Source organism: Lysinibacillus sp. CTST325, from assembly GCF_054665055.1.
The window spans coordinates 1-19875 of the sequence record NZ_BAAFHO010000027.1; the positions used below are offsets into that span (position 1 = coordinate 1).

The 19875-nt window shown below is 38.4% G+C and carries 22 protein-coding genes; 6 read left to right on the top strand and 16 right to left on the bottom strand.

What is annotated here, in order from left to right:
* The coding region (locus tag ACYQ73_RS27665; protein WP_460014390.1) for an IS3 family transposase at positions 1-90 on the top strand (90 nt) is incomplete at its 5' end.
* Positions 91-158: 68 nt separating this feature from the next.
* Here ACYQ73_RS27665 and gcvH read toward each other — a convergent pair.
* Complete coding sequence (gcvH, locus tag ACYQ73_RS27670) at positions 159-539, bottom strand: glycine cleavage system protein GcvH (RefSeq protein ID WP_142509367.1); 381 nt, start codon at positions 537-539, stop codon at positions 159-161.
* Between the two features lie 217 nt (positions 540-756).
* Positions 757-1113, bottom strand: a complete 357-nt coding sequence (locus tag ACYQ73_RS27675; RefSeq protein WP_370042360.1) for an arsenate reductase family protein — start codon at positions 1111-1113, stop codon at positions 757-759.
* A 116-nt stretch (positions 1114-1229) separates the two neighbouring features.
* Between ACYQ73_RS27675 and ACYQ73_RS27680 the strand changes: the two genes are divergently transcribed.
* A complete protein-coding gene (locus ACYQ73_RS27680; RefSeq protein ID WP_460015390.1) occupies positions 1230-1454 on the top strand; it encodes a hypothetical protein in 225 nt (74 codons plus the stop codon).
* Between the two features lie 371 nt (positions 1455-1825).
* Here ACYQ73_RS27680 and ACYQ73_RS27685 read toward each other — a convergent pair whose 3' ends face one another.
* The 3 genes from ACYQ73_RS27685 to ACYQ73_RS27695 all read right to left on the bottom strand — a co-directional run bounded on the left by ACYQ73_RS27685 (position 1826) and on the right by ACYQ73_RS27695 (position 7369).
* Positions 1826-3610, bottom strand: coding sequence for an acyl-CoA dehydrogenase family protein (locus tag ACYQ73_RS27685; RefSeq protein WP_402869341.1), 1785 nt, complete (start codon positions 3608-3610; stop codon positions 1826-1828).
* A gap of 148 nt (positions 3611-3758) precedes the next feature.
* Positions 3759-4931 (bottom strand): acetyl-CoA C-acetyltransferase, encoded by a 1173-nt coding sequence (locus ACYQ73_RS27690; RefSeq protein WP_460015391.1) that lies wholly within the window; start codon positions 4929-4931, stop codon positions 3759-3761.
* Positions 4932-4984: 53 nt separating this feature from the next.
* Positions 4985-7369, bottom strand: coding sequence for a 3-hydroxyacyl-CoA dehydrogenase/enoyl-CoA hydratase family protein (locus ACYQ73_RS27695; RefSeq protein ID WP_460015392.1), 2385 nt, complete (start codon positions 7367-7369; stop codon positions 4985-4987).
* Positions 7370-7733: 364 nt separating this feature from the next.
* Between ACYQ73_RS27695 and ACYQ73_RS27700 the strand changes: the two genes are divergently transcribed.
* The gene (locus tag ACYQ73_RS27700) at positions 7734-8078 is read left to right on the top strand and encodes a thioredoxin family protein (protein WP_402869533.1); all 345 of its coding nucleotides are present in this window, start codon (positions 7734-7736) and stop codon (positions 8076-8078) included.
* Positions 8079-8240: 162 nt separating this feature from the next.
* The gene (locus ACYQ73_RS27705) at positions 8241-8744 is read left to right on the top strand and encodes a C39 family peptidase (protein WP_460015393.1); all 504 of its coding nucleotides are present in this window, start codon (positions 8241-8243) and stop codon (positions 8742-8744) included.
* 107 nt (positions 8745-8851) lie between these two features.
* Here ACYQ73_RS27705 and ACYQ73_RS27710 read toward each other — a convergent pair whose 3' ends face one another.
* The 3 genes from ACYQ73_RS27710 to ACYQ73_RS27720 all read right to left on the bottom strand — a co-directional run bounded on the left by ACYQ73_RS27710 (position 8852) and on the right by ACYQ73_RS27720 (position 11638).
* Positions 8852-9739, bottom strand: coding sequence for a 5'-3' exonuclease (locus ACYQ73_RS27710; protein ID WP_460015394.1), 888 nt, complete (start codon positions 9737-9739; stop codon positions 8852-8854).
* Positions 9740-9941: 202 nt separating this feature from the next.
* A complete protein-coding gene (locus ACYQ73_RS27715; RefSeq protein WP_460015395.1) occupies positions 9942-10487 on the bottom strand; it encodes a GNAT family N-acetyltransferase in 546 nt (181 codons plus the stop codon).
* A 158-nt stretch (positions 10488-10645) separates the two neighbouring features.
* The gene (locus ACYQ73_RS27720; protein WP_460015396.1) at positions 10646-11638 is read right to left on the bottom strand and encodes an agmatinase family protein; all 993 of its coding nucleotides are present in this window, start codon (positions 11636-11638) and stop codon (positions 10646-10648) included.
* 453 nt (positions 11639-12091) lie between these two features.
* On the opposite strand from ACYQ73_RS27720, the gene ACYQ73_RS27725 reads away from it, so the two are divergent.
* Positions 12092-12499 (top strand): DUF6157 family protein, encoded by a 408-nt coding sequence (locus tag ACYQ73_RS27725; RefSeq protein ID WP_460015397.1) that lies wholly within the window; start codon positions 12092-12094, stop codon positions 12497-12499.
* Positions 12500-12695: 196 nt separating this feature from the next.
* Here ACYQ73_RS27725 and ACYQ73_RS27730 read toward each other — a convergent pair whose 3' ends face one another.
* The 8 genes from ACYQ73_RS27730 to ACYQ73_RS27765 all read right to left on the bottom strand — a co-directional run bounded on the left by ACYQ73_RS27730 (position 12696) and on the right by ACYQ73_RS27765 (position 18460).
* Positions 12696-13721, bottom strand: a complete 1026-nt coding sequence (locus tag ACYQ73_RS27730; RefSeq protein WP_460015398.1) for a polysaccharide deacetylase family protein — start codon at positions 13719-13721, stop codon at positions 12696-12698.
* Entirely contained in the window at positions 13709-14455 is a 747-nt protein-coding gene (locus ACYQ73_RS27735; protein WP_460015399.1) for a hypothetical protein, read from the bottom strand. The genes ACYQ73_RS27730 and ACYQ73_RS27735 overlap by 13 nt, the downstream gene beginning before the upstream one ends.
* A complete protein-coding gene (locus tag ACYQ73_RS27740) occupies positions 14436-16109 on the bottom strand; it encodes a GNAT family N-acetyltransferase (RefSeq protein ID WP_460015400.1) in 1674 nt (557 codons plus the stop codon). Before ACYQ73_RS27740 ends, ACYQ73_RS27735 begins: the two co-directional genes overlap by 20 nt.
* 14 nt (positions 16110-16123) lie before the next feature.
* Positions 16124-16315: a hypothetical protein gene (locus tag ACYQ73_RS27745; protein ID WP_460015401.1), complete on the bottom strand. Its 192-nt coding sequence runs from the start codon at positions 16313-16315 to the stop codon at positions 16124-16126.
* A 230-nt stretch (positions 16316-16545) separates the two neighbouring features.
* Entirely contained in the window at positions 16546-16737 is a 192-nt protein-coding gene (locus ACYQ73_RS27750; RefSeq protein ID WP_460015406.1) for a glycosyltransferase, read from the bottom strand.
* Positions 16738-16770: 33 nt separating this feature from the next.
* Positions 16771-16959 carry a hypothetical protein gene (locus ACYQ73_RS27755; protein ID WP_460015402.1) on the bottom strand — a complete coding sequence of 63 codons (189 nt, stop codon included), beginning with the start codon at positions 16957-16959 and terminating at the stop codon, positions 16771-16773.
* A gap of 48 nt (positions 16960-17007) precedes the next feature.
* A complete protein-coding gene (locus ACYQ73_RS27760) occupies positions 17008-17646 on the bottom strand; it encodes a sugar transferase (RefSeq protein WP_460015403.1) in 639 nt (212 codons plus the stop codon).
* 370 nt (positions 17647-18016) lie between these two features.
* A complete protein-coding gene (locus tag ACYQ73_RS27765; RefSeq protein WP_460015404.1) occupies positions 18017-18460 on the bottom strand; it encodes an SACOL1771 family peroxiredoxin in 444 nt (147 codons plus the stop codon).
* A gap of 544 nt (positions 18461-19004) precedes the next feature.
* On the opposite strand from ACYQ73_RS27765, the gene ACYQ73_RS27770 reads away from it, so the two are divergent.
* The gene (locus ACYQ73_RS27770) at positions 19005-19685 is read left to right on the top strand and encodes an NUMOD4 domain-containing protein (RefSeq protein ID WP_460015405.1); all 681 of its coding nucleotides are present in this window, start codon (positions 19005-19007) and stop codon (positions 19683-19685) included.
* Positions 19686-19875 lie beyond the last annotated feature (190 nt).

Sequence of the window (19875 nt, forward strand, 5' to 3'; positions counted from 1 at the left end):
TATATCAATTACTATAATACGAAACGGATTAAGGCAAAATTAAAAACGAGTCCGGTGCAATACCGAACTCGTTTTACCCAAGCTGCCTAATGAAATAACTGTGTCTAACTTTTAGGGGTCACTTCATTTCCGACGTTTTTCTATTTCAGGCTTGTCTTTTATTCAGCAATCATTTCTTCGTATTGCTCAGCTGTCATAAGCTTTTCAATTTCTGAAGCATCAGCAGGCTCTACAACGATCATCCATGCTTTTTCATATGGTGATTCGTTAACGAATTCTGGGCTATCTTCTAAATCTGCATTTACTTCAACTACTGTACCTGAGATTGGAGCGTATAATTCAGAAACTGTTTTAACAGATTCTACGCTACCGAATGGATCATCAGTTTTGATTTCGTCGCCAACTTGTGGAAGTTCAACGAAAACGATATCTCCAAGTTCAGCTTGTGCGAAATGAGAAATACCGATACGTACTTTACCATCTTCTACTTTTACCCATTCGTGCTCTTCAGAGTAACGTAAGTCTTTAGGTGTGCTCATGCAAAAAACCCCTCCATAAATATGTAATATATTCATTTTCAGTGTGCCATACTTCTTCCATAAAAACAAGAAGAATCAATCATGCCTCGGCATGATTGCGTCCGAAATCGGCTTTGTGCTTGCACAAAGAACTCCTTTCCGATTTCGTGACATCCGCCGGAGGCTTTAACTTATTTCAGCGGATGTTTGGACAACCGCTGAAATAAGTTAAAAGCGGTTATTTCCAAGCTTGCTCAAAATCTGATTCTTTAAACCCTAAAGTAACTTTTTTCCCATCAGTTACAATCGGACGTTTAATCAACATACCATCTGATGCAAGCAGTTCAAGCTGCTCCTCTTCAGTCATTTCAGCAAGTTTATCTTTCAAGCCAAGCTCTCGATATTTCATACCAGAAGTATTAAAAAATTTCTTTAAAGGTTGTCCACTTGCTTGCCATAAGTTTGATAATTCGTCCTTTGTAGGTGGTTGTTCGACAATGTGTACCTCTTCGTATGAAACCCCATTGTCATTTAGCCATTTTTGAGCTTTTTTGCAAGTAGTACATTTCGGATATTGAATAAATTGAATCGTCATTTATAGGCTCCTCTACTATCATTTTTAGGAACTACATTTTCAGTGTAGCCCTCATTTTCTGTAGTATACCATCTTAATCGTTACGAACCAAAATGAAACTCTCATGGCAAAGGGGGGTGATTGGAGTTCCGGCTGGCGCGACTCATGATGCTCTCGGCGGTTCTCGAAAATTTATCAGCGATTTTCATGTTGTTATCAGCGATTCTCGGCTTTTTATCAGCGATTTTCTTGATCTTATCAGCGATTCTCAGCTTTTTATCAGCGATTTTCTTGCTTTTTTGCTCTTTGGCAGGTGTATGTCGATAAAATTCAGAAGTTGGGTGATAAAACGTGAAAGTTGAATGTCATTCTGTTAAAACGTATGTTATGCGAATAGCCTGATTGGAGCGGAGAATGGGCAACATAATAAAGTAAAAGGATTCACACACAGTTTTGTGCGTGAATTCTTTTTTGCTCTTTGGCAGGTGTATGTCGATAAAATTCAGAAGTTGGGTGATAAAACGTGAAAGTTAGTAGATAAAATTCAAAACTATGGCGATAAACTAAAAAGTTGAATGTAATTTTGTTAAAGCGAAGCGACCTCATCGGACGCTCCCAGGAATGCGCCAAGTCGGAACAGAAATCAACCACTCGCTTTGCCGAAGATCCTCACTTTTATTTTCAACAAAAAACCTAGCTATCACATCTTGGATAGCTAGGTTTTTCTGCTATATTAAACTACAAATTTTTCTGCTTCAATTAGTTTAACAGAAGCTTCGCGTTTCTTCGCGATTAAGTTGTATGGGTTGTTGCGAGTTAATTTACGTAGCGCAGACAATGTCATGCGTGCTGCGTCGCCGTCTGCTGAAGCAAGAATCGTATCTTTTGCCTCTTTTTCAATTTCTGCGAATGCTTCTTGGCAGAAGATTTGAGTGTATAGTAATTTTTGATGAGCTTTTTCAGCACCGTCACGAGCAATCGCTTTTTCTGTACGCAATACAGCTGATTCCATCGCGAATAATTGGTTTGCGATATTTGCAATATTCACCAATACTTCTTGCTCTTGATCAAGCTTCGCGCCGTAGCGTTGTGCTGCTATACCTGCTGCCAATACAGCAATTTTCTTCGCATTTTTCACAAGATATTTTTCTTGTGCTAGCGGCTCTGTGCCTACATCCTCAGGCATTAGCATTAGAAGCTCCTGTTGTAAGTTTTGAGCAACTTGTAGTAATGGTAATTCACCTTTTAATGCTTTCTTCATAAATGTACCTGGTACAATCATGCGGTTAATTTCATTTGTACCTTCAAAAATACGATTAATACGAGAATCGCGATAAATACGCTCTACTTCGTATTCAGCCATAAAGCCGTAACCACCGTGTAATTGAACCGCTTCATCTGCAATGTAATCTAAAGTCTCAGAACCAAATACTTTAGCAATAGAACATTCAATAGCATACTCAGCAATTGCACCAGCAATCACTTTCCCTTGCTTTTGCTCTTCTGGGCTTAACTGACTTAAACGGTCTTCAAATAAACCTACTGTACGATAGTTTAATGACTCAGACGCATATAATTGTGAAGCCATTGTTGATAATTTTTCTTTTGTTAGATTGAAATCAGACAGCTTCGTTTTGAACTGCTGACGTTGGTTTGTATATTGAATGGCAAGCTCTAATGCACGCTTCGAGCCACCAATTGTACCAACACCTAATTTATAGCGCCCGATATTTAAAATATTGAAGGCAATAACGTGTCCGCGACCTACTTCACCTAATAGGTTTTCTACAGGCACTTCTGCATCTTCAAGGATTAATGTACGAGTTGATGAAGATTTGATCCCCATTTTTTTCTCTTCTGCACCAACCGAAACGCCATTGTAGGCACGTTCAACAATAAATGCTGAGAATTTATCGCCATCGATTTTCGCATAGACAACAAATACATCTGCAAAGCCTGCATTTGTAATCCATTGCTTTTCACCATTTAAAATATAATGTGTCCCTGCATCATTTAATTTTGCAGTAGTTTTTGCACCTAATGCATCTGAACCTGAACCTGGCTCAGTTAATGCGTAAGCAGCAATTAATTCACCTGACGCAAGCTTCGGTAAATACTTTTGCTTTTGCTCTTCATTTCCGAAAAGTACGATTGGTAAAGAACCAATACCTACGTGTGCACCATGCGTAATAGAGAAGCCGCCAGCAACAGACATTTTTTCTGCGATTAATGCAGAAGAAACTTTGTCTAAACCTAGACCCTCATATTCTTCAGGTACATCTGCGCTTAGTAAGCCGAGTTCACCTGCACTTTTTAGTAGACGAACCGAATGCTCAAATTCATGGTGTTCTAAATTTTCAACGACTGGTAACACTTCATTTGCTACGTACTCTTCAGTTGTTTTAGCAATCATTTTATGCTCATCTGTGAAATCTTCTGGTGTAAATACACGATCTAATTCCACATCTTCAATAATAAATCCGCCGCCTTTAATGAAATCCGTTGTTTTTTCTGTCATTCTAAATTCCTCCCTATTTATCTATTGTTAGTAGCTTTAATCCCCCATATATAGAAAAGCTTGAAGCACTGTGTTCGGAGGCAACCGAAAACGCTGCACTCCAAGCTGATCTAGCAACTATCTCTATTTCATCGAACGTTGAAATAAGTTATAGAATTTCAAATACTCCTGCAGCACCCATTCCGCCGCCAATACACATTGTCACGACGCCATATTTCTTACCTTGACGCTTCAATTCATGAATAAGCTTTAATGTTAAAATGGCTCCAGTAGCACCAAGTGGGTGACCTACGGCAATTGCTCCACCATTGACATTTACTTTGTTTTGGTCGATGCCTAAATGACGTACGACCTGTAAGGATTGTGACGCAAATGCTTCGTTAATTTCCCATAAATCAATGTCATCAATTGCTAACCCTGCAATTTCAAGTGCTTTAGGTACTGCCACGATTGGTCCAATACCCATCACCTCAGGAGGTACACCGCCAACTGCAAAGCCTAAAAACTTCGCCATTGGTGTAAGTCCTTGCTTTTCAGCTTCCTCGCGATCCATCACAAGTACTGCCGCTGCACCGTCCGAAGTTTGAGAGGCATTACCAGCTGTAACACTGCCCTTAACATGGAAGGCTGGACGAAGCTTCGCTAAACCTTCTACAGTTGTACCTGGACGTACACCTTCATCCATGCTAAACGTGAATTTTTTCACCTGTGGCTTGTTGTTGTCATCTACATAATGCTGCTCTACTTCGATTGGTACAATTTCATCATTGAATTTACCTTCTTTAATCGCTTTTTCTGCAAGCTCATGTGAACGCACCGCAAATGCATCCTGATCTTCTCTACTTACATTGTATTGACGTGCTACTTCCTCCGCTGTGTGCCCCATCCCCATATAATATTGGGGAGCAGTTTCTGCTAAAGTTGGATTTAAGCGAGGTGTATTACCTACCATTGGCACCATACTCATAGACTCGACTCCACCAGCAAGTATCGCCTTAGAATGTCCTAGCATAATACGCTCTGCTGCAAAAGCGATTGCTTGTAAACCTGATGAACAGAATCTATTAATTGTCAGCGCTGGTGTTGTATTTGGTAACCCGGCAAGCGCTCCTATATTACGTGCGACGTTCATGCCCTGCTCAGCTTCAGGCATTGCACACCCTAAAATTAAATCGTCAATCGGACCTTCATAGCCCGCTCTTTTTAATGTTTCTTTGACAACAACCGCTCCAAAATCATCTGGTCTAACTGTTGCTAAAGAACCCTTCTTTGCTTTTCCAATCGGAGTTCGTGCTCCTGCTACAATAACGGCTTCACGCATCGTATTAATCCCCCTTTGTTTCATGTGCAAGTATGGTTAAGTCAGTCTTAAAATCAGTTACGCAGTGGTTTGCCCTTTAAAAGCATGTGCTGCATTCTTTGTTGAGATAAAGGTTCTGCAACTAAGCTTAGGAACGCCTCACGCTCAAGGTTTAATAGGTATTGTTCATCTACTAATGTGCCATATGGAACTTTACCACCAGCAATGACATACGCTAATTTTTTAGCGATTTTTAAATCGTGTTCACTAATATAGCCTGATTCAAACAATCCTTGCGCACCGATTAATAGCGTACCGTAGCCTGATGCACCGACTACAGGAACTTTCGCAGGTACAGGTGGTTGATAGCCTGCCTCATAAAGTGCTAGTGCAGCTTGTTTTGCATCATATAATTGGTGATCTGGGTTAACAGAAATCCCATCAGCAAAGTTTAAGAAGTTATTTTCACGTGCTTCTTCGCCAGACGTCGAAACTTTTGCCATCGCAACTGTTTCAAATACTTTATTAGCAATATGTTGATAGTCTACCTCAACACCATTTGGTAACCCTTTGATGAATTTTTGGTAAAGTGCCTTATTACCGCCACCGCCAGGAATTAAACCTACGCCGACTTCCACTAAGCCCATATACGTTTCCATTGTTGCTTGAATATGTGCAGCTGGTAAGCAGACTTCTGCTCCTCCACCAAGTGTCATAGCGAAAGGCGCCGCCACAACAGGCTTACGAGAGTATTTAATCTTTTGCATTGCATCTTGGAATGCTTTAATAACAAAATCTAGCTCAAAAACATTATCATCCTGTGCTTCTACTAAAATCATTCCTAGATTCGCACCAACACAGAAGTTTTTCCCTTGGTTACCGATAACTAAGCCTTTAAAGTTAGCTTCTACTTCATCGACTGCAAAGTTAATCATTTGAATAATGTCTAAGCCAATTGCATTTGATTGGGAATGGAATTCAAGTAAGGCAATTCCGTCACCTAAATCTATTAAGCTAGCACCTGTATTTGATTTAATAACACCGTGCTTTTTCTTATAACGTTTTAAGTTAATTTCCTTTTCATTAACTGGCACTTTTACATATTCAGAGCCATTATAATACGCTAGGTCACCGTCAATTTCCGAATAGAACGTTTCAAAGCCGCTTGCTAACATATCTTTGACAAATGCCGGCACCTCACGACCTTCAGCCTCCATTTTAGCTACGGAATCTTTAACACCAATTGCATCCCATATTTCAAATGGCCCTTGCTGCCAGCCGAAGCCCCATTTCATAGCATTGTCAATCGCAACAATATCATCAGCAATTTCACCGTGTAGCTGTGCCGAGTAAATTAGCGTTGGAGCGAAGATACCCCATAATAACTCTCCTGTGCGATCCTTCGCATATGTTAGTGCTTTTACTTTATTTGCTAATCCACGAGTTTGTTTTGCCATCTCGATAGAAGGAGTTTTTAATTTTTTTGCTGGGCTATATTCTAGTGTGTCTGGATCGATTTCAAGGATCTCTTTACCTTGCTTCAAGAAGAACCCTTGACCTGATTTTGCCCCTAGCCAGCCGTTTGTGACCATTTTCTGTAGGAATTCTGGTACTGCAAACACTTGCTGCTCTTCACCAGTTGTTTGATCATAAACGTTTTTCGCTACATGGATAAATGTATCTAAACCAACAACATCCAACGTTCGGAATGTTGCAGATTTTGGACGACCGATTAGTGGACCTGTTACAGAATCAACCTCACCAACCGAATAGCTACCCTTTAGCATTTCTTGTACAGTAATTAGTAAACCGTACGTTCCGATACGGTTGGCAATGAAGTTCGGTGTATCCTTCGCAAGTACGACACCTTTTCCAAGCACATCTTCGCCAAATGTTTTCATAAAGCTTACAACTTCTGGCGCTGTTGTGTTTGCCGGAATGACTTCAAGTAATTTTAAATAGCGTGGCGGATTGAAAAAGTGAGTTCCTAGGAAATGCTTTTTAAAATCTTCTGAACGTCCTTCTGCCATTGCATCGATACTTATGCCGGATGTGTTTGAACTAATAATTGTGCCTGGCTTACGTACAGCATCAATTTTTTCATATAGGTTTTGTTTAATCGCTAAATTTTCTACGACAACTTCAATAATCCAATCTACATCTTTTAATTTCTCTAAATCGTCCTCAAAATTACCAACCGTTAGTAGTGATAAATTTTTCTTAGAAGTAAGTGGTGCTGGTTTTTGCTTTAATAACTTTTGAAGAGCTCCGTTAACGATACGATTTCTTACAGCAGGATGCTCTAAGGAAAGACCTTTCGCTTCTTCCTCTTTTGTTAGTTCTTTCGGTGCAATGTCTAATAATAATGTTGGAATACCGATGTTTGCTAAATGTGCTGCGATTCCAGAACCCATTACCCCAGAACCTAGAACAGCCGCTTTTTTAATGTTGTAAGTCACAAGCAATTCCCCCTTATTCTCCCATTGAATGAACAGCCATTCATTTTTTGGCCAAAAAAATATCAAGTTTGCCTTAGTGTATTTTTGTCCAGATCACTTTATACGTAATTTGTGACATACGACTGAGGCTTATCTTCATTCAGCTACCATTTTAATTTAGAGGTAATTTTCTTCTACTGAATAAAGATAAAACTACTTTTTCTGTTTTTAGTGTAGAATATTTTGTTTAATTTAGCAATCTTTTTTCACCAATTATTTTTGCAATATACAACTTTTTTTGTTTTTTACGAGCGAAAACGAAACAATAAGTAGATAGCGATAATTCCAAACAGAAAACTTTCAGGTTGAGGGAAAAATGTGTAGAATGGAAAGCAAGGAGAGTGAAATACTAATGAAAACAATTACAACTGCTGAACAATTTAATGAACTGATCTCAGGTGATCAAAAAGTTCTAGTGAAATTTTACGCTGGATGGTGCCCAGATTGCACACGCATGAATATGTTCATCGATCCAATCATCGAAGAATACAACCAATTTGACTGGTATGAACTTAACCGTGATGAGCTTCCAGAAATCGCGGACAAATATGATGTAATGGGTATTCCAAGCCTACTAATTTTCCAAAACGGTGAAAAATTAGCACACTTACATAGTGCAAATGCTAAAACACCTCAGCAAGTTATAGAATTCTTATCGGCACAACAATAATTAACTAGGCTAAAATAGCAAAGTTAATGTAGAAGAGCTACGTATCTGTGGCGAAAGCGAAGCGTCAGCCGCAAGTTACTGAATTCTTATCTGCACAACAATAATGGAAAAATGAGCTGCATTTCTTTTTGAAATGCGGCTCTTTTTAGAAAGGAGATTATGATGCGCCAGCAATTGTCGCTACTCGGAAAGTCTCAATATGATGCATCCATTTCACCAAAATACCGTAATTCAGCTTGTGGTCCTACGACTGTTCACGTAGTCTTACACTATTTAGAACATCAATCCCCTTCGGTAAATGAACTTTATAAACTTCTCGGTGGCACAAAAATCGGATTATTCAAATGGCGTCTAATTCGCAACCTTCGCCGGCTTCGTCCGACATGGGATATTCGCGATTGTTCATTAAAAGAAGCTATGCAGGAAATCGATGCTGGTCGCCCTGTCGCCATACGCTTTGACCGCTATTTCAGCTTAAATTGGTGCGATAAAAAATCTACCTTCGTCTATCATTGGGTACCTCTCATTGGCTATGAAATACGCAATGATGAGCTGTGGTTAATATTCCATGATAATGGTGGCCCTAATCGTGAAAGTAAAATTCGAACGGCTCCTTTTAAAGATAATGAAAAAGTGTTAAGCTTTGTAAAAATTACACCGAACTAAGTGACAGCGTGCCTGCGATGTTTAAACACGCTCTTTTTTCATTAATAATGGATAAAAAAAGCAGAGCATATATCTATACTCTGCTTTGATGACCATGATGTTTGTTTTTATATAAGTGAATACAGTGAGCGTGCTTGCTTGGCGATTAATGTGTAGCCACGTTCTTCTATTTCTTTGAACGTTTGAGGCTCGTAATTAGGTAATACTAAGCTCGCTAATTCTGCTTCGATTGGTACGTTCGTTTGAATGGTTGCAAGCTCGTGTGACAATTTTAACATATCTAGATTCTCTTTAATTTTCGTGCGTTGACCTGGCTTTAATTCGTCAATTGACGTAAGAACATTTTCGATAGAACCATATGTTTGAATTAATGTAAGTGCCTGCTTTGGTCCAATACCTTTAACGCCTGGATAACCGTCACTCGTATCTCCCATAAAAGCTTTAACCTGTGCAAATTGAATCGGTTCGATGCCATATTCCTCTTGAAAGCGCGTATGCGTATAAACGTCATACTCTGTGTAGCCTTTTTTCGTAAAAGCAATTTCCGCTGATGGTCTTAAAAGTTGCAGTAAATCCTTGTCTCCGCTAATTACCGTAATGTCAGCCTCATCCTGAAATTTTGTAATCATTGAGCCAATTAAATCATCTGCCTCCATTCCTTTAACACCGAAATTTTGCCAACCAATTTGTTGCGATAAATTTTTCGCCATATCAAATTGAGGTAGCATTTCCTCTGGTGGTGATGGACGATTAGCCTTATAGCCATTAAATAATTCGTTACGGAATGTATGTGCACCCATATCCCAACAAACAGCAAGATGGGTCGGCTTCATAATAGATTGTGCCGTTAATACATGACGTACAAATCCTTGGGCACCATTAGAAGGTGTCCCATCCGCCAGGCGAATATAATGCCCCATCGCAGCCGACGCAAAAAATGAACGGAATAATAGCGCCATGCCATCTACAATTAAAAGTTTTGGTTTTGTTGTCATGATAAATAGTCCTCTCTATAACAATACAATGATTGTATTCATCTATAATACTTTTATTAAGCATTGTCTATTATAGCAAACTATATAAGAACATCTACAATATATAGCATAGTGTTAATTTTATGCAGTACACTAAACTTATAATCAATTCGGCATAATTCCGTGACATCCGCTTCTACAGGGCTTCCTTTTGTCATCTTTATTAGAGAGCAGAGACGGTGTATTCTGTTTTTAAAAGCCCATAAACATCAACGTCTTCATATGTATCCAATAAAAGTCTATTTTGTCTCAGTGTTCCTTCTTTGCGTAATCCACACTTTTCTAACACCCTAGTCGATGATTTGTTTCTAGAAATGGCAGATGCCCAAATTTTGTTGAGACCTAGTTCGATAAAACCAAAATGAATCATTCTATTTACAGCTTCGGTTGCAAAACCTTTCCCCAAATAGTCCCGACCAATCCAATAACCAAGTTCACCTCTATTGTTGACCTTGTCAATTCTTAAAGTAATCGTTCCTACAATTTCTCTCGATTCTTTTGAAACAATTCCTAAAGGGTATTCGATTCCCAGTTTTATAAGTTCTGGCTGCCTATCAATCCAATCTTGTGCGAACTTCAATTCATATGGGTGCGGAAGCCCAAGAATATCTGCTAATCTCTTGTCATTAGCCAATTCTTTGATTCTGAATGCGTCATCCCTGGTAAAGGGTTCTATACATAGACGCTCAGATTCTAATTTTATAACCATATTTCCTCCCCCTTTGTACTGATGTCAATAAGTTCCCCTTGTTCTGGCCAATCTTTATGCAAAACGATAGCTTTTTATATACAATAAAGTTTTTAAGTTGATTGCGTCACATGTAGATGTAACTCCTCGACCTGCGTGAGAAATCGACTTTGACTTGATTATTTACTTACACCTTGGACGTTATTTTTTTGAATACGATTGCGGTAATCCAGTCGAATACCTGTTAGCCATTGTAAAAATGCTGTCACGCCCATCTTCACTGTTTCCGGGCGTAGGTCCCCCTCCTTTGGATCGGCATAGACAAAGTCAATATGGCGGACCCCTTCATTTTCTCCAACGAGCTTTAAGATATCAAATAATTCATAGGCTGTTAAACCACCTGGTGTTGCAGCAGGTACATCTGGGGCAAATGTAATATCGAGCGCATCCAAATCTACAGATACATAAATACGATCCACCTCATACATAAGCTGACGGAGCATTTCACGAATCGTTAATTGTATGCCATCACGACGCATTTGCTTTAACGTAATCATATGTATTCCTTGTTCTTTCGCGTAATAAATCATTTCTGGTGAATTAAAAAAGCCGTGTAACCCGACATTATAAACATGTTTCCCCTCTACAACGCCTGCTGCAATGAGCTGCTGTATTGGAGAGTCCGTAGCTAAGCCAATTTCCTCCTGATTCCGAGCATCCAAATGCGTATCAATTTGAATAATCCCTATGCGATCTTTTGGAAAGGCATTCTTGATTCCTCTAAGAGAGCAAGCTGTAATCGCATGATCTCCACCTATAAGACACGTGAAACTTTTAGAATATGCGGTGCTTAAGCTTTCTGCCGCAGCTTCAATAGCTGACTCTGAAAGCATTCTATCCGTCTCGTGAATAGCCACATCGCCTACATCAACGACTGCCAACGAGCGCAAATCTACTTGCTCATCTAAATTATAAGATTGAAAACTTGGCCAAGCCTTTCGAAATGCTGTTGGATACAGTGCCTTTTCGGATGGTTTACTAGCATACGATAATAAAGCACCATACAAAATAATATCTACATCATTTGGAAGTGGATTTTCTTTTTGCTTCACCCATTGATGCATAGCTGAACCATTCTCTTGCTTATACTGCCATTCTGATTGAATAAACATGTTAACCGACCACCTTCATGCTATTTTCTATAACTATTATAACGTAGGGTTCTGATGAGCCAATTGAAGTCAATTGCCCTATACCGCTTAATTGTTCCTACAAATATACCTAAAGAATTCCATTCAATATTAATAGTACCATTAGTACATACAATTTCGTCAAAGTTCGGTATTTTCCCTCTTAATTTCTGAAAAATTCTCCATATGTGGATTTGAAAGAAAGATGTACCGGAAAGTTATACGTTTATAACAAAGTTGCACCGTTTTATCTCATCTACATTAGTTTTTTATGGAAATAATAGGATAACAGAGATCGGATGTGGAAATAATTAACGGGGCACAAAATTTATGGAGCTTCAAAATGAACACCCTCAAAACAATGGGTGGTAAGTGCATTTCATCGAATTTTTATGAAGCTAGCGAAAGTAAATAGTTACAGGAAGGATTGATTTAATGAGTTATAAAAATACTTTTATTAAAATTTCAGAGGATTCGGAAGTTAATTCAGCTATTACGCCTCTCCCAAGAAATAACAAACCTACAATAGCTTCGATTGAATATGACTTAATCAGTAATAACCCTTACAAATATACTCAGGAAGAAGTACAATTTCAAACTTATTTGATTAAAAACCAAATTAAATCCGATCCATTAGATGAACTAAGAAAACATTTTCTCCAAAAACCTAAAGCGTGTTTTAGAGCTTCTCCATTAGTAAAGAAATATGGGTGGGGAATACACTACGATGATGAAGGGAAACTTGCAATATATGATGTTAATAGTGAAGTGTATGAGCAATTTCTCAATTCGGATAATATCACTTTATTAAAAGGTATGCGTTCTAAACGGAGCGGTAAATAACGACTCTTTTATCTACCTCGAGATCATTTAATTGTATCCGGAATCGAACTCGAAACCTCAATATGTAAGAGAAGAATCTATTTTGATTAAACTTTATTACAAGCAAAACCATTTTCCATTTACCCCAATAAAAAAGTAGCGAACTAGGTAATTTTCTAGGTTGCTACTTTTTGGGTTTTCTTCACCCCACTGATGATTAGTCTTCACCAATCGGGCTTTTGCGGGATAAAGTTTGGCAAAGCTCTGCGACCTCGTGCATCGTATAGCTTTGAAAGTTATATTGATTATGCAATTCCTGATAATACTGTAAAAGTTCCTCAAGCATAGCTAAATTCTTTTCGATGTTCTTGCCAAAATTATGAGGGTGCCACCATAAATGATAAAAAGCTTTAGACCTTGCAGCTGCATGCATTCCCTCTTTTATACGTTGGACTTTTAAGCCTTCAAAAAATCGTAAAGGGCTACAATAGGGCCTTAAAAATGCACTTGAACGAATGTTAATAAAGGAATCCTTTTGCATTTCTTCTAGCGTTACTAGATGGTTTCCCGTTACATTAACATAACTATCCAGCCATTTCTTCGCACCTAATAGTCGACCTTTTTTCGTACATTTTTGAGAATCGTACAACGGATGTTTTTCATTTCCTCGATAGCATACAAATCCCACTTCCTTACACGCTGAGAAATATGCTTCATTCACTTGGTTACGCGGAAATACAATCGATTTCATCGGTCCGATATTTTCTTCACAAATCATGGCAGTAGCATGTAAATCTGCACGAAAATCCGCTTCAGTTTGTCCATTTTCTAAACAGTAAAAATGTGAAAATGTATGACTACCTATTTCTTGATGTGGCGTACGTTTAATCTTCTCAATTAAGGATTTACCGAAATGTAAAAGGTCCTCTTGCTCATTTTCTCCTACTTTTGCAAGTTGTGTATGTGCTGCGTAGCACATGTTTTTATATTTTATGGGAATACCTCTTAAGTAGTGAGCCATTTCAGCTTTTGTTTCTGCAAACAATAGACCTACTGTTGCCCAAGTCGCATGAATGCCATACTGTTCAAACAACTCTAGTATTTTAGGCAATGCTTCACGGACGCCATATAAATTTTTATCGTATTGTCCGTGCTTAAATACATCGTGGACACCCCAATTTAGCTCAAAATCCAATGATATGACAAGGCCTCCACGATTTACTTTAATTACTACTTCCTCCATTTTTGCACGCCCAGTAACAGTGCACGTATTTTGGATTGAGTAATGTAACCGGAGTATACATCGACGACTTGTCCACCGAAGCCTAGCTTAAATGCACGAACATTTTGATCATCTGTCAGCTTCCCCATATCATATAAAACAAAGCCTTGCTCCTTTAAATGCAATAAATTGTGCCATAGTAAGAAACGATTTGCATAACGAATTGGTCTTTTTAAATGCTCTGGCATTGATTGTGAATGACAAGTCGCTACATAATAGGACATCGCTTTTTTAGCGTATATAATATCGAGTCTATAGCATAGTGTTTGTCCACAAAAACTGCGAATCTCAGACAACCATAGTGCTCCTTTATTTTTTAAAAGCGTAATAGCTTCCATTTGAGACTTACTAATTAGCTCGAGTTTTTTTCTTTTTGCGAAGTTATTATAAAACTGTTGAAAGGCTCGTAAATTTTCATCTGATGGTTCTTTATAAATAAAAACTTGATAGGACTCTTTTTGTGCACGACGAAGAATTTTTCGATTACTTTCTGAAAGAGCAAGATACAATGATAACTCACTATCTGTAAGGTGAATATGAACCGTTTCACTTTTAACAAGCTTACGACTTGGTACAAGTGAATTTGTAAATCCAATTACCTTCATTGATTTTCTAACATTGGCTGGCTTCTCTACAAAATAAAAATGCTGCATTGCGATATTCCATCGCTTACTTTTAATGGACAGAATGAACATCGCCCCCACTCTCTGTGTATTTTTCTACATGATTTCGCCCGTAACGAGCACATTTAAAATGTTTCATTCGAGAAATACGTTTATAGCCTAGCTGCAATAATCGTTTACGCTTTCGCCATTGCCAAAAGCTTGCAGTAACCCAAAGTGTTTGTGCAGGTTTCATTTTTTGGAAAAAGGCTGTGATAATATCGATATTTTTATAAACATCATAGGTTAAAAAATAGGTCTGCTTTGGCAATGCTTCAACAATTTGCAATTCATCTACACGCCAGTTCACCGCATGTAACGCAAACGCAGGCTTATTCGTTTCTGCATAAGAATCTTTGTAAATGGTGTATCCCTTATAAAATAAAGAAATAACCTCTTCCTTATCGAGTTGCATCGCTTCCTGTATCGACAATTCCTCAAACAAATCTCCTACAGGTTGTTGCGGTGTAACATTATCTGATGGGGATAATTCATACAAATCCACTTGCTTAAAACGAATAAATTTTTCTACGAACAGTTGTCCATATTCTAGCCAATTTTTTACTTTCCCATACTTTACTAAGTAACGTAATTGACCTAGAGTATTGCGCTTCCATTCCACGACACGATGATTGCCTTTAAAAAACTCCTTGCATCGTTCCTTCAGCGTATAGCAACTCGCCAATAGCTTCGTTCGCTTCGTACCACTGCTTACGAGCATACGTCTTGTAAAATCAATATTAGAACGCCAATCGAATTTATACGGCTCATAGCCAATACTCATATCGAACAAGTGATAGTTTTCAGAATAAGTTCGCTTGATCGTTTTCTGATTCACTAATCTGTCAGGTCCAAATATATTAAATGTTGGCTCATGTGCAAGTGCGTAAGTTACATAACGTCCACGACAGCAAATTCCATAGGTGAAGGCAATCCATTGGTCTTCAAAAACAAGTGCGTCTACCTCGACTTGCAATGCCTCCCCTTGAAGAAGCGTTAACCGTTCAAAAAAATCCTTTTTCTTACCTTTCGTAAAATCGCTTGTATCTATTTTATTAGCCCATCGTCGATCAAATAATCTAAACATTTGCCAAAGCTCGTCCTGCGAAGGGATTTTCCTCGTTAATGAGCCTAATTTATGCAGCTTCCGTTCTCTTCTATCCATACCATGCATGTTTCCACGTTGAGTGAAATAGGTAGGAAAATCTACATCGCGAAAGGCAAGATACGGGGTCACTACACGAAAAATACTCGGGCGTAACTGCCTTTCAACAAAATATTGCTCAATGACCTTTGTAGAGTCTTTGCTTTCCAATAATCCATGAAACGAAAATAGTAGATGTTTATGCTTTTCAATGAGCTGATCAAACACAAAAGTCGTAGCGAGCAACAGCCATTCATTTTTCGCCACAACACCTGAATAATTCGCAATATTTTCTCCCGCAAAGGCATAAATTCGTACTCCCCATCGAAGTCGAACCATGAAGGGGAAAAAGGCAATGATAGTACCATTTTCTTCAACAACATAGAGCTCAACACGCTCTCTTCGCCCAACAATTTGCCACCAGTTATAAAACCAAGCAAATTCTATAAATGGATTATCATTGTCCTCCGCTGCTAAAATTTCATCCCAAATATCCTTGTACCACATAAGCTCATCATCAGTTCGAATGCGAATTAATTGCAAATTAATCACCTTTCTTAGCCGATTTTAATACAGCCTGTTCGTAGACAAATAGCGTTTTCTGATGCAGGTAGAAACGTAAAATTTCTTAAAAAGCGACGTTCACTTGCGTCCCTCATTTTTTGACGTAAGCTCTCATCCATTAATAATTGTTTAAGCCTTTTATTTAGTAGATCTTTATCATCTCGATTATTTAAAAATCCATTCACTAGGGCGCAGTGAGCCATCACCTATCATTGCAGGCTCCATAGTACATCAGAAAGCTCCGCTAAAGCCTCTTGCAATTAATCCTGTCTTTTTGGCACTTCAAAACGAGCAACCATCGTGATTAATGGATGCTCCTCATTCTCTTTAATAGGTGCTACTCGCTTCTCTATTTAGTAGATTCCATTATGAGTCGTCTGCATTTTATGAACTAGCTTGCGATCATCTTCATACCTTAATAATTGTTAGCTGTTAACGGCTGAAGTGATTTTTTCATTCGACTATACCTCATCTTTTTTATGCGGTACGCCTCTGTAAAGCTCCTGCTATGGGACGTAAAAACAGTTGGAATGCGTAAAAGCCAACCGACAACACGACCAATGGCGCCCGTCCTAGATGAATGTGCTGCAATAATATCTGGTTGTATTTTTTAAAATGTTGTTCTTAATTGCAGCAAGGTTTATAAATTCTTTTTTAGGTGAATCACTCTCTGCCTAGCTGGGATACTGACAACACCCATTTTTTCTTCTTGGAAGCACCACAGTGACGGATCATAAAAGCCTGTTACAATCGTTACCACATAATTTTCTTGCTTTAATTTTATGGCAAGTGTCTCTACATGCTTTTGCGCTCCTCCAATCTTATCCATACCGTGTTATAAGCTGAACGATCTTCAGAACCTAACACTCCTTAATTTTTAATAAGCTCCTGTTCTCGCTAAAACTACGTAAAGTGTTTTGATGATAATTTTAAAATCCATCCAAAAGGAATGGCGATCAACGTATTCTAGATCATATGAAATTTTTTGCCCGTGAGAAATATTAGAGCGGCCGTTAATTTGAGCAAGCCCTGTTAAACCTGGCTTTACTTCTAAACGTCGTGCCTGTAAAGTGTTATAAGCATTTGTGATGGTCGGAACTTCTGGTCGTGGTCCAACAATACTCATATCTCCTTTTAAGACATTAATGAGCTGTGGAATTTCATCAATACTGAACTTCCGAAGAACGGCCCCAACTTTTGTGATTCGTGCATCCTGTTCAGTTTTAAAAAAATAATCATCCGGAATTCCGTCTGCACACATAGTAGGCATATTCACCGGAACTGCTTGTATGGTCATTGTCCGTAGCTTCCAAATAACAAAGCGCTGATGATCTTGTCCGGTACGGATTTGTTTAAAAAAAACAGGACGGCCCGTGCTAATAAGTAAAACGAGGAATACTACTAACATTAGAGGGATGGTAATGAAAAGTAATAGGAGTGCCCCCGCAATATCAAAAATTCTTTTCCCGTACTGACTATAAAATTTAATAGTCTGAGCTGACTGCTCTTGCAACACATCATCCTTTGCATTTTTTTACCACTTACCTTTATATATTCATTTGGGACATTTATAGAACTACTTTTGAAAAAGCAATTTCATAATAATAATATGTAAAAAAGAGGTACATCATCAGAACGTGGGTTGATAACCGTTCCGACTAGGCGCTTTCTTTGGGATGTCGGGGAAACAGTATTTATTGCGCGGAAGCGAAGCGGCAGCAGCAAGGTTTTGTCTGCGCGACAGTCAATGAGTCGCCCAGTCTCCACTCCAATCTGCATACTAAAAATGCATACATTTAATAAATCAAAAAAAGGAGTTATTTCAAAATCACGTTTGAATAACTCCTCACATTATTATATTCAGCCATTAATGGATATGTTCCTTTTTAACCTTGTATAACCTGTACTTCGCATGTAATTTGAACATTTCCTCTTAATGCCTTACTAATCATACATGTTTGTTCTGCCTTCTCAGCTAATCGATTAATTCTTTTTTGTTCTCGCTCAGATAAATTTTGTACAACAATTTTTGGCTTATGTACGATTTTCTCATAAGTAAAAACACCATTCGTGACATCAACAAAACCTTCAGCTTGCATAGACAAATCCAACACAGCAATCTTCGAATTTTCAAGTAATGTAGCCAGTGTAATTAAATAGCAGGTTGCTGCCGCTCCAAGCAGCATTTCATCAGGATTTGTCCCCATCCCCGGCCCATTCATTTCTCGAGGAATAGAAATTTTCGTATTTAGATTGTTTGCAACAATATTACCCGTCCCATTTCTTCCCTCCGACCATTCTAAATTCATAGTAAATAAATGTTGAACCATAAATAAATCCTCCTTTTGATTATGTTAGGTACGAGTTAGAGCACTTACCTTAGGGACCTGAGCAGTTCTTCGCTCTACCCGATCACTTTTCGGGGCTACCCGAGCAGTTCTTCGCCCCACCCGATCACTTTTCGGAGTTACCCGAGCAGTTGCACACACACCCAATCAGTTTTCTTGATTACCCGACCAATTCTATTACCTGCCTAATCAGTTTGCAAGGTTACTTGAACGATTCTACGTACAGCTCAATTTCTCCCTTCGAAAAATTCTACATTTTAAAGTAAGTTTATGGGAATGGAGAGTGGCCGACTCCTTCGGGATCATCGTACGCCCCCAGGAAGCTTTGCTCTGCGCGAAAGCGAAGCGTCAGCGGCAAAGCGCCCTGCCGGAAGGGAAATCAACCCTACGCTAAAGCGATAAACGCAATGCTTCCCTCAGCTAAAGAATTATCATTGTAATAATGAAACATCCAATATTTAAGAAAAACAGGAAAACTGATTTTATGGTAAAATAGAAAAAACGATTCTTTAGGAGATTTTAAAAAATGATTTTAACAAAGCAACAAGCAATACAAGTACTTAAAAAGAACAAATTTATCGGTTTTACTACTAAAACAGGAAATATTATTATGAAGAAGATGAATAAAACCGATTATAATATTTTTGTATTTGAAGAAGGCAAAGATAAACCAGTACGTTATGTAGGTTCTATTATGAACGTAATGGCGACAATGAGCGACAAAGCTTCTAACAAGGATTTCGTCATTGTGGAACAACTTTCAACTCAAAATAAAGAAGAGGCTAAATCTGTAGAGAAAGATGAAGTCAAAGAAGTAGTTGAGCCTGCAGAGAAAGCTGAAATTAAAGAAGCTGCTAAGCCTGTAGAAAAAAACGAAATCAAAGAAGCAAAAAAAGAAAAAGTGGAAGAAACAGCTGACTTCGATGAAGAAAGACGTGCTATTTCAGGTTACGAAGGCTTATATGATGTTACAGCGAGCGGCCGAATCATTACAGTGCGTGAAAATCGTCCATTAGCTCGATGCAACGATGAATATGGTTTCCATATTGTTCGACTAACAAAAGAGGGTACTGCTTCAAGTCACAATGTATTTGAACTTTGGAAACAGGCATACCCTGAACTTGAACAAACTAACTTTAAAGGTGCCTTAAAAACAAAATATGGTACAGGCTGCAAGCTAAGCGATAAACCAGGTATACACTTTTAACTCTTTTAGTGAGTGTCACGGAATTTTGCAGAGGCATAATTGATTTATAAAAAACCCCCAGCGTCTGAACTGCACCCCAATTGTTAGACACATCTAACAATTGGAGGTGCAGTTTTTCTATGGCTAAATATACTGTAGAAGATAAATTACAAGCAGTTGAGCGTTACTTAAATGGAAATGAAAGTGCTAA

Coding starts and splice junctions, on each gene's coding strand:
- ACYQ73_RS27725 (WP_460015397.1), top strand. CDS start 12,092: ATGAGTTATAAAAATACTTTTATTAAAATTTCAGAGGATTCGGAAGTT.
- ACYQ73_RS27735 (WP_460015399.1), bottom strand. CDS start 14,455: ATGTTCATTCTGTCCATTAAAAGTAAGCGATGGAATATCGCAATGCAG.
- ACYQ73_RS27715 (WP_460015395.1), bottom strand. CDS start 10,487: ATGGTTATAAAATTAGAATCTGAGCGTCTATGTATAGAACCCTTTACC.
- ACYQ73_RS27700 (WP_402869533.1), top strand. CDS start 7,734: ATGGAAAGCAAGGAGAGTGAAATACTAATGAAAACAATTACAACTGCT.
- gcvH (WP_142509367.1), bottom strand. CDS start 539: ATGAGCACACCTAAAGACTTACGTTACTCTGAAGAGCACGAATGGGTA.
- ACYQ73_RS27720 (WP_460015396.1), bottom strand. CDS start 11,638: ATGTTTATTCAATCAGAATGGCAGTATAAGCAAGAGAATGGTTCAGCT.
- ACYQ73_RS27770 (WP_460015405.1), top strand. CDS start 19,005: ATGATTTTAACAAAGCAACAAGCAATACAAGTACTTAAAAAGAACAAA.
- ACYQ73_RS27705 (WP_460015393.1), top strand. CDS start 8,241: ATGCGCCAGCAATTGTCGCTACTCGGAAAGTCTCAATATGATGCATCC.
- ACYQ73_RS27690 (WP_460015391.1), bottom strand. CDS start 4,931: ATGCGTGAAGCCGTTATTGTAGCAGGAGCACGAACTCCGATTGGAAAA.
- ACYQ73_RS27710 (WP_460015394.1), bottom strand. CDS start 9,739: ATGACAACAAAACCAAAACTTTTAATTGTAGATGGCATGGCGCTATTA.
- ACYQ73_RS27675 (WP_370042360.1), bottom strand. CDS start 1,113: ATGACGATTCAATTTATTCAATATCCGAAATGTACTACTTGCAAAAAA.
- ACYQ73_RS27765 (WP_460015404.1), bottom strand. CDS start 18,460: ATGGTTCAACATTTATTTACTATGAATTTAGAATGGTCGGAGGGAAGA.
- ACYQ73_RS27755 (WP_460015402.1), bottom strand. CDS start 16,959: ATGGATAAGATTGGAGGAGCGCAAAAGCATGTAGAGACACTTGCCATA.
- ACYQ73_RS27685 (WP_402869341.1), bottom strand. CDS start 3,610: ATGACAGAAAAAACAACGGATTTCATTAAAGGCGGCGGATTTATTATT.
- ACYQ73_RS27730 (WP_460015398.1), bottom strand. CDS start 13,721: ATGGAGGAAGTAGTAATTAAAGTAAATCGTGGAGGCCTTGTCATATCA.